The sequence below is a fragment of the Klebsiella sp. CSG-1 genome (assembly GCF_056521145.1).
Genome location: NZ_JBWNLD010000010.1, coordinates 25,708 through 37,880, shown reverse-complemented (window position 1 = coordinate 37,880; position 12,173 = coordinate 25,708). Strand labels below are relative to the sequence as shown.

Genomic DNA, 12,173 nt, shown 5'->3' with positions numbered 1-12,173 from the left:
AGACGTGACTGTTATTTGCCCCTCCTGCACTCAGGCTGAGGGGCTTTTTTTATCAGAAGCTGACGGCGTAGTTCAGGCCAAAGGTACGGCCGCGACCTTTGTATTCATACAGTGAACTGCTGCCGTAGGTCGGGCTGTAGAGCAGCGGGGCGCGCTGTCCCCAGATGGTGACATAGTCTTCGTTCAGCAGGTTCTCGATGCTGAAGGTCAGTTTGCCCACCGGGAGCGCATAGCTGCCGATAAAGTCTACGGTATTATAGCCGTCGAGCTTATTACCGCTGGCATCGCTCAGGTCGAATACCTGCTGGGTTTGCACGCGCAGCGACCACGGATCCGGCGCCCAGCCGACCCAGGCGGTGGCTTTAGATGGCGAAGCGAGAGTCACATCCCATTTCTGCCAGCTACCGTCACTCTTCACCTGAGATTTCAGCACGTTGAAGTTCGCACCTGTGCTCCAGTCGCTATCCGGGAAGAAGTAATCGACGGCCCCTTCCACGCCGTAAATACGCCGCTTGTCGGACTGGACGTCGATCGTCATATCGGTGCGGTTAACGACAATGGTTTTGTCCGAGGTGGAGTAGTATGCCGCCAGCTGCGTGCGCAGGTTATCGCCGGTGTAACGCCAGCCCAGTTCGTAGGAGTTGACTTTGATCCCCTGCAGCGGCGAATCACCCACGTTGACGCTCGACAGCAGGGGATAGTTGCCGTTGACCGCCGCGCCGTATTTGCCGATACCATAGTATTTACCCGGGTCCGGCAGCTCGACGCCCTGCGAGAAGTTAAACCAGGTCTGCTGGCGGTCGGTGAGGTGGGCGACAATACCGGCGTTAAACAGGAAGTTATCATAATCCGTTTTACCGCCCGGGATGGCATCGGCCGAGTTCACTTTGCCGCTGGCGACATCCTGCTGCTGGGCGTAGCCGACAAAATCATCAACCCGGTTTTCCGTCCATTGATAGCGCACGCCGCCGCTCAGGGTGAAAATATCATTCAGGTCATAACTACTTTGCAGGAACGGCGCCAGGTTTGTAATGCTATAGCCCGGGTAGCGTCCTGTCGTGTAGATAGACTCGTTGTGCAGGCCGCCTGACGCCATCGAAGTGTTCAGATCGAAGAACATCTGGTTGGCATTAAAGGTCTCATGATCGGCATCCAGCCCCCAGGTCAGATCCCAGCCGTCAAGCGGTTGGCTGTTAAGGGTAATCTTCGCACCGTACTGATCGGTATCCTGTTTAGATGAGGAGAAGCTGCTGACCTGACCTTTGGTGAGCGTCGGGAAGGGGTAAAAGGTCAGCGACTCGTCGCGATAATAGATCTGGCTGACCAGATTCTGGCCATAGAAATCGGCATCGGAGTATTGCAGGCTAATCAGATGCCGTTCGGTACCAGGAACGCGGTCGGAATTAAGCCCGTCGGTGGTATAGGCTTTGCCCTCACCGGTGACGGCCGACATGTTTTTGCCGAGATACAGGCCGTAATCATCGCCCTGGCTTTTATAGTATTGCGTCACCAGCTGCAGCTGACGGTTATCGTCGATGTTGATGGTGCCGGTGCCCATGACATCGAGGCGATCCGAGTGCTGCAGGCCGGTCTGCGTATTATCGAGGACCAGCGCATCGTTATTGCCATCATACCAGCCGCCAAAGCGCTGATAAGCCACCGATAACCGTCCGGAAGCATGGTCGGTGCCGCCGCTGACCGCCGCCGCCACGCGTTCGTCGTGATCGTTGCTGTTGGCAAATCCGCTTTTGCCGCCTAATTCCAGATCCACCTGGCGTTCCTGCTGCCCTTTTTTGGTCACGATATTGATCAGGCCGCCGGTACTGCCGCCGCCATACAGCGAAGTGGCGCCGGAGATGACTTCAATATGCTCAATGTTGAACGGGTCGATAGCGTCGAGCTGACGGCTGTCGGTACGGGAAGAGTTGAGGCGAACGCCGTCGATCAGCACCACGATGGCCCGTCCACGCATGTTCATTCCGTAGTTGGTTCGTCCCTGGCTGCTGACATCAATTCCGGGAATCAACTGGGCCAGGACGTCTTTGAACTCCTTTCCTCCCTGAACCTGTTGTTCTATCTCCTGACCTTCGATAACCCACGTGGTTTGCGCCATTTCGGCGACGGTGCGGTGAGTTCGGTTGGCGCTAACGATAATGTTTTCTTCTTCCGCCTGCGCGGCAAAGGCGGGCAGGGCGGTGGCCAGCAGCAGTGGGTTAAGCACCCAGAGACGCTTGTTCATACGCATTCCTTTTATGAGTTAACTGCAGTCATGTTGTTTTTAGTGTTCGATGCGGGCGCATCGGTTGTTACAGATGGAAATAAGCAGAAAAACTTAAAAGCGGATTTTGCACGTAGTGATTATTGTTATCAATATCATTTACAACAAAATTGATACGTAACAGTGTGAAAACATGAGTAAAACTGGGGTTAATCAGGAAAGACAGGGGAAAACCCGGTGGCGATTGTCACCGGGGAAGCGCAGATTAGTGCTGGAGGATTTGCGGCCACAGCCGCAGGGTGGTATCGGCGATTTGCATCAGCCTGGTGAAATCAGCCCCTTCGCGTGCGCTGATGGACATCCCTTGCAACACGCAGTTTAAGAACTGCGCCAGCTGTCGCACATCGCCGTTTTGCGGCAGTTCGCCGCGCAGCTGCCGCTGCTGGAGGAACTGGGTCAGCGTTTGTTCCTGCATCGCGTGCCGCGACTTAATGGTATTGGCGATCGCGGTAGATGATGCCGCCAGCGCCGCGGACGTATTGATCATAAAACAGCCTGCCGGCGTGTCTTTACTGGTAAAGCAGGTGGCAATGGCGGTGAAATAGTCTCGCAGCGCCTGATCAACTGATTTTTCTTCGGCAAACAACAGCGCTTCGTGTCTGGCGGCAAAACGTGAAATATAGCGATCCAGAACCGCGCGAAATAACCCTTCCTTGTTGACGAACTCAGCGTACAGCGTCGGTGCTTTTGCCCCGGTCGCCTCCACCAGATCGGCAAGAGAAGTTGCCTCGTAGCCGTGCTGCCAGAAAAGTGCCATAGCCTTATCCAGCGCCGCTTCCTTGTCGAACACTTTGGGTCGGCCACGGCTTTTTTTTGTGCAACTTTGAACGTCAGTTGTCATGATGCCGCTGTACCTATGTTGGTTTGTTGAAGAGGCATTATAAAAATAAACCTTACAACCTTCCAGCGCTGAGCCCGCAAAAATAAATAATTCATATATGTATGAATTTTAAGTTGTTTATAAATAAATAAACGATCGTTATAAAAATTCATTGACGTGTGATATAGGTCACATTATTATTTACCTATCGATCGTTAAGTTAATTCTTGCGACCCTACTAAAAAAATCATCTGCATAGGTATAATAATCATGAAAAACATCAAAACGCTGACGCTTGCCGCCGTGCTGAGCTCTCTTTCTTTCGCCAGCTTCGCGGCTGTTGAAGTGCAGTCCACACCTGCCGGCCAACACAAAATCGGTACCGTTTCTGCCTCCGCCGGGACAAACCTGGGCTCGCTGGAAGACCAGCTGGCGCAGAAAGCGGAAGAAATGGGCGCCACCTCTTTTCGTATCACCTCAGTAACGGGTCCAAACACCCTGCATGGCACTGCGGTTATCTACAAATAAGTTTCGTTTTACCCCTGTCATGCCACTGACAAAACGCGCCCCCTGACCCCTTTATCAGGCCGCGAGCAGTAAGTTGTTTCCTGTTATGCCACTTACGTGACGCGGTTTTCACCCCTTTATGAAACCGCGAAGCGTCGCACTATCGTTTTACCCCGTTTGTTATCCCATAAAAAAACCGCCCCCTGGGGCGGTTTTTTTATTTCTGTCTAAGCGCTTACAATGACTGTTCGCCAGTATTGTGATGACGGGTAACGTCAATCGGCATACCCGAACGCAGCGCCATCGCACGATCCATCACCGTCTGGTCGGTCTGCGCGGCCTGCTTAAACGCCGACATCTCGCTATTCAGGACTATCGGCAGCGTCTGCGGATCGTCATTTAAGTGTTTGGACAGCGGCTGATGGATTTCCACCAGACGCCTGCCGTCAGGCTCCACGGAGACTTTTACTGGCGTATTGATAATATTGACTTTAGTCCCTGGGGTAACGAGGTTAAACAGGGTTTTGATGTCGTCATCGCGCAGGCGGATACAGCCGGAGCTTACGCGCATTCCGATGCCAAAATCGGCATTCGTGCCGTGCAGCAGATAGACGCCGCCGTAGGCCGCAAGGCGGATAGCATGGTGCCCCATCGGGTTATCCGGCCCGGCAGGTACCACGCCCGGGAGTTCTATTCCCATCGCTTTATACCGTGCGCGAATATTCGCCGTCGGCGTCCAGGTTGGATTTGCGCGCTTGTCGGAGACGGTGGTGATCATCGTCGGAGTAAGGGTATCCCCTCCCAACTGGCCGATACCGATAGGGTAGACGGTGACCTCATTTTTCCCCGGCGGGTAGTAGTAGAGGCGAAGCTCGGCGAGGTTGATCACCAGCCCTTCGCGCGGCGCTTCCGGCAGTAGGGTCTGCAGCGGAATGGTCAGTACGCTGCCGGCACGCGGAACGTAAGGATCGACGCCGGGATTTGCCTGAAGCAATGCCAGAAAGCCCACGTTGTATTTTTTGGCGATAGCCTCCAGCGAACCGCCGTCATTCTGGACGACGTGAAACTGATTTTGCCCGACGAGGCGGCTGCCTGAAGGCGGTAAGGGCCAGGTATTGGCGCGGGCAGGGAGGGCCAGGACGCCAGCAACGGCCGCCATTGCCAGCCACAGTGAAAAACGCGATACGAAAGTAGTCATAATAAATAAGTGGTTATTTTTTATGAGGAAACAGACGGGGATTATCGCGCGGGTCTCTGTGGGGAAACCCTGGTGAATTGCAAAATGTTTGTAAAGTTTACCGGGTGTGACCGTGAAGGAAGAAAAAGGCGCGGAAGACGGTGACGGGCACCGCCTCCGCGCTGCGATTAAGCGGTCGCGTTCTCTTCTAACTGACGCATAAACTGGCGAACCCACTCCATCCGCGTTTTACGCTCGCCAAGTTCCTGCATGAACTTCAGCCGCGTCGGGCCATCCAGGCGGAAGTGCTGAGGCTGTTTTTGCAGCAGGCCAATCAGCCACACCGGGTTGACGTTGTTCTTTTCATTGAACTCAATCACGCCGCCTTTCTCATTGCCCTCCAGCTTACGGATACCCAGCTTCTGCGCCTGTTGACGCAGGCGGGCGATATCCAGCAGGTTTCTCGCCGCATCCGGTAGCGGGCCAAAGCGGTCAATCAGTTCGACTTTAATCTCTTCCAGGTCGTGCTCATTCCTGGCGCTGGCAATCCGCTTGTAGAACGAGAGTCGGGTATTCACATCAGGAATAAAGTCGTCCGGCAACAGTGAAGGCATACGCAGCTCAACTTCAGTCTGCTGGCTGGTCAGATCCTCAAGCGAAGGTTCGCGTCCGGCTTTCAGCGCATCGACAGCATTCTCCAGAAGCTCCATATAGAGCGAAAAACCGATGGTGGTCATCTGCCCGCTCTGATCTTCGCCCAGCAACTCGCCAGCGCCGCGGATTTCCAGGTCATGCGTGGCCAGCGCGAAACCGGCGCCGAGATCCTCCAGCGAGGCGATGGCTTCCAGACGCTTTTGCGCATCGGTGGTCATTGCTTTCGGGTGCGGCGTCAGCAGCCAGGCATAGGCCTGATGATGCGAACGGCCGACGCGTCCGCGCAGCTGGTGCAGCTGAGCCAGACCGAAATGGTCCGCGCGCTCGATGATAATGGTATTGGCGGTCGGGATATCGATCCCGGTCTCAATGATGGTGGTACAGACCAGTACGTTAAAGCGCTGATGGTGGAAATCATTCATCACCCGTTCCAGCTCGCGCTCGCGCATCTGCCCGTGACCGATGGCAATACGAGCCTCCGGCACCAGCTCCGCCAGCCGATCCGCCGCTTTCTGGATATTCTCCACGTCGTTATAGAGGTAGTAGACCTGGCCGCCGCGCAGCACTTCACGCAGAATCGCCTCGCGAACCACCAGCGAGTCATACTCCCGGACGAAAGTTTTCACCGCCAGACGGCGAGCGGGCGGGGTGGCAATAATGGACAGATCCCGCATTCCGCTCATCGCCATGTTCAGCGTTCGTGGAATCGGCGTGGCGGTCAGCGTCAGAATATCGACATCGGCACGCATCGCCTTGATTCGCTCTTTGTGGCGAACCCCGAAGCGATGCTCTTCATCGACGATCAGCAGCCCAAGGTCACGCAGTTTGACTTCACTTTGCAGCAGCTTATGCGTGCCGATAAGAATATCGATTTTACCTTCGGCGGCCTGTTCAAGAATCTGCGCCTGCTCTTTCGCGCTGCGAAAGCGCGACAGCATTTCAATACGTACCGGCCAGTTGGCAAAGCGGTCGCAGAAGTTATCGAAGTGCTGCTGCGCGAGCAGGGTGGTCGGCACCAGGACCGCGACCTGTTTGTGGTTCTCCACTGCCAGGAAGGCGGCACGCATTGCCACTTCGGTTTTCCCGAAGCCGACGTCGCCGCAGACCAGGCGGTCCATGGCCAGCGGCTGACACATGTCGCTGAGAACGGCATTAATTGCCTGCGCCTGATCCGGGGTGGTTTCAAAGGGGAAACCGTCGCAGAACAGCTGGTACTGTTCGCGATCGTGCTTAAAGGCAAAGCCCGATTTCGCCGCGCGCTGGGCGTAAATATCGAGCAGTTCTGCCGCCACATCGCGCACTTTTTCTGCCGCTTTCTGCCGCGCGCGCGCCCAGGCATCGCCGCCGAGTTTATGCAACGGCGCGCTCTCTTCTGCGCCGCCAGCGTAGCGGCTAATCAGATGCAAGGATGACACCGGTACGTACAGTTTGGCCTCGTTGGCGTAGGTCAGCATCAGGTATTCCCCTTTGATGCCGCCTGCTTCCAGCGTGGTCATACCGGCGTAACGGCCAACGCCATGCTCCAGGTGCACTACCGGCTGGCCGATATGCAGTTCCGCCAGGTTACGGATTAAGGTGTCGGGGTTAATGGTGCGGCGTGAATCCTGGCGACGGCGCGCCACGCGCTCGCCCAACAGGTCGCTTTCGCAAATCAGTGCCAGATCACGCTGGCTATCGATAAACCCATGTTCGGCGGCGCCAATCATCAAATAGCGGCCGTTGCCGGTGGCTTCTTCCAGCCGCAGAATATGTTTTGGCGCAATTTTGATGCGCGCCAGCACTTCGCCCAGCGCTTCCCGGCGACCTTCGCTCTCAACCGAGAATATGACCGGGCCGGTAAAGGCTTCAAGGAAACGGCGCAGATTGTCCAGCGGCGCTTTGTTCTGCGCCTGTACAGAGAGGTCCGGCAGCTTCTGATAACCGAGGTTAATGTTGGCGGCTTTCTCGGCCAGACGCTCCGTTTTTAACTGAATGCGCGGCCATTTTTTCAGCTCGCTGAACAGTTCGTCAATCCGCAGCCAGAGCTGTTCCGGCGGCAGCAGCGGACGCATCGGGTCGACGCCGCGGCTTTCGAAGCGGGCGCGGGTTTCGTTTTGAAAACGCCCGGCGCTGGCTTCCAGATCGCCGGTATTCACGATCAGGGCGTTCGCCGGGAAGTAGCTGAACAGCGGCGGCAGAGGCTCACTGAAAAACAGCGGCTGCCAGTATTCGATACCGGTCGGTAATGTCCCTTTACTGACCTGCTGATAGATATGTTCGGCGTCGCGTTTGACCTCAAAGCGATCGCGCCACTGGCTACGAAACAGCTCAATCGCCGCCTGATCGGTCGGGAACTCATGGGCGGGCAGCAGATTAATGGCGGCCACCTCTTCCAGCGTACGCTGGCTGTCGACGTCGAACAGGCGCAGGCTGTCGATTTCATCATCGAAGAAGTCGAGGCGATAGGGTTGCTCGCTCCCCATCGGGAACAGGTCAAGCAGGGCGCCGCGGGTGGCATACTCTCCGTGCTCCATCACCTGATCCACATGGCGATAGCCGGCGCTGTCCAGCTGAGAGCGCAGGGCATCACGCGACAGACGCTGGCCTTTTTTCATCACCAGCGCATGTCCGTGGAGGAAATTATGCGGACAGACGCGCTGCATGAGGGTGCTGACCGGCACGATCAGTACACCGCGCTGCATGGTGGGTAATTGATAGAGCGTGGCGAGGCGGGAAGAGATAATGTCCTGATGCGGCGAGAAGCTGTCGTAAGGTAGCGTTTCCCAGTCTGCCAGGCCTGTCACCATGCTGTCGGTAAACTGGCGAACTTCATCGTTCAGGCGCAGGGCATTTTGCATATCGGGGGCGACGAGGATAACCGGCCCACCGTGGCGCTCGGCCATTTCCGCAACCAACGTGGCACAAGCCGCGCCGGTTAATTCACCGAGGTGCCGCTGTTCGCCGGGCTTGACCGGCAGTGTGTATCGGTATTGTTGAGGCATAGCTGTTATCAGGATCCCTTCTTGATTCGCTCTATATGTGTACCCTAAATATTCGAATTGCTGCTCAAAAACACCTCAGGCATTGTTGAACAGCGCTTGCACTGACCCCGAAGGGGCAAGGCCATAGGCCAGGTTACGCGGCAAGTGAGCGACAAATTCGTCAGAAACGAACCTGAACAGTCGACGATGCCTCTGGCAAGGGACAAAGAGGTCCCTCATTTTGCCGATTGCTGCCCGATGAGCTTACGCAGGTAAGTGATTCGGGTAAACCAGCGTCGCCAATGCACATGCAGCTTGCAGTATGACCGGTATATAAGGGCAAATCGCTAATATTCAATGTTGATGATTATCCGCGATTGACCCGTATTCGCCAACCTGATTGACGGTAAGAGGGGCCGCTGCGGTGAAAGATTCTGATAGATAAGCGCTGACTAATCAAATATCCATTTGATTTATCTTTACTTTTTTCTTATTGCGCGACAAAAACTTACCGTTTCAGTGATTTACGCGTTGTGCTATGCCATATATACTCGTGCATCGGCTATCAGCAACCAGATGGATTACATGTACCAACCTGCCGCACTCTTTATCGGCCTTCGCTACATGCGCGGGCGCGCAGCCGACCGCTTCGGTCGTTTCGTCTCCTGGCTATCCACCATCGGCATTACGCTTGGCGTGATGGCACTGGTGACCGTGCTTTCGGTCATGAACGGCTTCGAGCGCGAGCTGCAGAACAACATCCTGGGGCTGATGCCGCAGGCCATGATTAGCGCACAGCAGGGCTCGGTGAACCCTCAGCAGCTGCCGGAAAGCGCCATCAAGTTACAGGGCGTCACGCGCATAGCGCCATTAACGACCGGCGATGTGGTGCTGCAAAGCGCCCGCAGCGTCGCAGTTGGCGTGATGCTGGGTATCGACCCGACGCAAAACGATCCGCTCACTCCCTATCTCGTTAACGTGAAGCAAAGCGATCTTCAGGCCGGCAAATATAACGTCATTCTTGGCGAACAGCTGGCCGGTCAACTGGGGGTTAACCGCGGCGACCAGATTCGCGTCATGGTGCCCTCAGCCAGTCAGTTCACGCCAATGGGGCGGGTGCCCAGCCAACGCCTGTTTAACGTGATCGGCACCTTTGCCGCCAACAGTGAAGTGGACGGCTATCAGATGTTGACCAATATCGACGATGCCTCGCGCCTGATGCGCTACCCGCTGGGCAACATTACCGGTTGGCGCCTGTGGCTGAGCCAGCCTTTACAGGTGGATACCCTCAGCCAGCAGACGCTGCCGCAGGGAACGAAGTGGCAGGACTGGCGCGAGCGGAAAGGCGAGCTGTTCCAGGCCGTGCGCATGGAAAAAAATATGATGGGCCTGCTGCTGAGCCTGATTGTGGCCGTCGCGGCGTTTAATATCATTACCTCGCTGGGGATGATGGTCATGGAAAAACAGGGCGAGGTGGCGATTTTGCAAACCCTGGGGCTGACCCCGCGACAGATTATGCTGGTCTTTATGGTCCAGGGGGCCAGCGCCGGGATCGTCGGAGCCTTGCTTGGCGCCGCACTCGGCGTACTGCTCGCCAGCCAGTTAAATAATTTAATGCCGATTATCGGCGCGTTCCTTGACGGTGCTGCGCTGCCGGTCGCAATCGAGCCTTTCCAGGTGACGATTATCGTACTGGTGGCCATGGTGCTGGCATTGTTATCTACGTTGTATCCTTCCTGGCGCGCTGCCGCCACTCAACCCGCTGAGGCTTTACGTTATGAATAAGATCCTGCTGCAATGCGACAATCTGTGCAAACGCTATCAGGAAGGCAGTGTGCAAACCGACGTGTTGCACAATGTCAGCTTCAGCATTGAGGAAGGGGAGATGATGGCGATTGTCGGTACCTCGGGTTCCGGGAAGAGTACGCTGCTCCATCTGCTCGGCGGGCTGGATACGCCGACCTCCGGCGATGTGATTTTCTCCGGGCAGTCGATGAACCGGCTCTCCGCAGCCGCGCGAGCCGACCTGCGTAACCGTGAGCTGGGCTTTATCTACCAGTTCCACCACCTGTTGCCGGATTTCACCGCCCTCGAAAACGTGGCAATGCCGCTGCTGATTGGCAAACAGAAAGCAGCGGATATTGAACGTCAGGCTAAGGCGATGCTGCATGCCGTGGGGCTGGAACACCGCAGCAACCACCGCCCGTCAGAGCTTTCCGGCGGCGAGCGCCAGCGGGTGGCGATTGCCCGGGCGCTGGTCAACAAGCCCCGGCTGGTGCTGGCGGATGAACCGACCGGTAACCTCGATGCCCGCAACGCCGACAGTATTTTTCAGCTGCTGGGGGAACTGAACGTTGCCCAGCGCACCGCTTTTCTGGTGGTGACCCACGACCTGCAACTGGCCAAACGGATGAACCGCCAGCTGGAGATGCGTGATGGCCATCTGGACGCGGAACTGACCCTGATGGGGGCCAGGTAATGACTTCTCCGTTATCGTTATTGATTGCCCTGCGTTTTAGCCGCGGACGGCGACGTGGCGGCATGGTGTCGCTGATTTCGGTGATTTCAACCATCGGGATTGCGCTCGGGGTGGCGGTATTGATCGTCGGCCTCAGCGCAATGAACGGTTTTGAACGTGAGCTGAACAACCGCATTCTGGCGGTGGTTCCGCATGGCGAAATCGAGCCGGTGAAGCAGCCGTGGACCAACTGGAACGACGCGCTGGCGAAGGTGGAAAAAGTTAAAGGGATCGTTGCCGCGGCGCCGTACATTAATTTCACCGGGCTGGTGGAGAGCGGCAGCAACATGCGCGCCATTCAGGTCAAAGGTGTCGATCCGCAGCAGGAAAGCCGCCTGAGTTCGCTGCCTCAGTTTGTCCAGAATAACGCGTGGGCTAATTTTAAAGCCGGCGAACAGCAGGTGATTCTCGGTAAAGGGGTGGCGGATGCGCTGCACGTGAAGCAGGGCGACTGGGTTTCCATCATGATCCCCAACTCTGATTCTGAGCATCAGCTCCTGCAGCCGAAACGCGTCAGGCTGCATGTGACCGGGATTTTGCAGCTCAGCGGCCAGCTCGATCACAGTTTTGCGATGATCCCGATGAGCGATGCCCAACAGTATCTGGATATGGCTGGCAGCGTGACCGGGATTGCGATTAAAGTCACCGATGTGTTCCACGCCAATACGCTGGTGCGTGATGCCGGCGAAGTGACCAACAGCTACGTTTACATCAAGAGCTGGATCGGAACCTACGGTTATATGTATCGTGATATTCAGATGATCCGCGCCATTATGTACCTCGCGATGGTGCTGGTGATCGGCGTGGCCTGCTTTAACATCGTTTCCACCCTGGTGATGGCGGTGAAAGATAAAAGCAGCGATATTGCGGTACTGCGTACGCTCGGGGCGAAAGATGGCCTGATCCGCGCCATTTTTGTCTGGTATGGTTTGCTTGCCGGTTCGGTCGGGAGCCTGATTGGTGTGGCGATCGGCGTCATTTGTGCGCTAAATCTGACGTCCATCATCAACGGCCTCGAATACCTGATCGGGCACAAATTCTTGTCCGGCGACATCTATTTTATTGACTTCCTGCCGTCTGAACTGCACTGGCTGGATGTTATTTATGTGCTGGTGACGGCACTGTTGCTGAGTTTGCTGGCCAGCTGGTATCCCGCCCGCCGCGCCAGCCGCATTGACCCGGCGAGGGTGCTGAGTGGCCAGTAATTCAGTGGATTGCGGGGAATGAACCGGTAGGTCGGGTAAGGAGAAGCTGCCACC

The 12,173-nt window shown here is 56.2% G+C and carries 8 protein-coding genes; 4 read left to right on the top strand and 4 right to left on the bottom strand.

All coding sequences use genetic code 11. The features are described 5' to 3' along the window. Positions 1 to 52 precede the first annotated feature (52 nt). Both AC007G_RS21555 and AC007G_RS21550 read right to left on the bottom strand, forming a co-directional pair. Complete coding sequence (locus AC007G_RS21555; protein ID WP_032700297.1) at positions 53 to 2,239, bottom strand: TonB-dependent siderophore receptor; 2,187 nt, start codon at positions 2,237 to 2,239, stop codon at positions 53 to 55. Between the two features lie 244 nt (positions 2,240 to 2,483). Then, positions 2,484 to 3,119 carry a TetR/AcrR family transcriptional regulator gene (locus AC007G_RS21550; RefSeq protein WP_032688336.1) on the bottom strand — a complete coding sequence of 212 codons (636 nt, stop codon included), beginning with the start codon at positions 3,117 to 3,119 and terminating at the stop codon, positions 2,484 to 2,486. Positions 3,120 to 3,368: 249 nt separating this feature from the next. Between AC007G_RS21550 and bhsA the strand changes: the two genes are divergently transcribed. Further along, positions 3,369 to 3,626 carry a multiple stress resistance protein BhsA gene (bhsA, locus tag AC007G_RS21545; protein ID WP_004860548.1) on the top strand — a complete coding sequence of 86 codons (258 nt, stop codon included), beginning with the start codon at positions 3,369 to 3,371 and terminating at the stop codon, positions 3,624 to 3,626. A 214-nt stretch (positions 3,627 to 3,840) separates the two neighbouring features. On the opposite strand, the gene ldtC is transcribed toward bhsA, so the two are convergent. Together ldtC and mfd are read right to left on the bottom strand one after the other, a co-directional pair. Further along, on the bottom strand, positions 3,841 to 4,803 hold the full coding sequence (gene ldtC / locus AC007G_RS21540; protein WP_046852760.1) for a L,D-transpeptidase LdtC: 963 nt from the start codon (positions 4,801 to 4,803) through the stop codon (positions 3,841 to 3,843). 167 nt (positions 4,804 to 4,970) lie between these two features. Beyond that, a complete protein-coding gene (gene mfd / locus AC007G_RS21535) occupies positions 4,971 to 8,417 on the bottom strand; it encodes a transcription-repair coupling factor (RefSeq protein WP_032688334.1) in 3,447 nt (1,148 codons plus the stop codon). Positions 8,418 to 8,981: 564 nt separating this feature from the next. Here mfd and lolC point away from each other — a divergent pair. From lolC to lolE, 3 genes are read left to right on the top strand one after another with little or no spacing between them, the layout of a single operon-like run. Continuing rightward, positions 8,982 to 10,181, top strand: coding sequence for a lipoprotein-releasing ABC transporter permease subunit LolC (gene lolC, locus AC007G_RS21530; protein WP_123198868.1), 1,200 nt, complete (start codon positions 8,982 to 8,984; stop codon positions 10,179 to 10,181). Next, complete coding sequence (gene lolD, locus AC007G_RS21525; RefSeq protein ID WP_032688332.1) at positions 10,174 to 10,875, top strand: lipoprotein-releasing ABC transporter ATP-binding protein LolD; 702 nt, start codon at positions 10,174 to 10,176, stop codon at positions 10,873 to 10,875. The genes lolC and lolD overlap by 8 nt, the downstream gene beginning before the upstream one ends. Beyond that, positions 10,875 to 12,119 (top strand): lipoprotein-releasing ABC transporter permease subunit LolE, encoded by a 1,245-nt coding sequence (gene lolE, locus AC007G_RS21520; RefSeq protein ID WP_032688331.1) that lies wholly within the window; start codon positions 10,875 to 10,877, stop codon positions 12,117 to 12,119. Before lolD ends, lolE begins: the two co-directional genes overlap by 1 nt. The last annotated feature ends 54 nt before the right edge of the window (positions 12,120 to 12,173 follow it).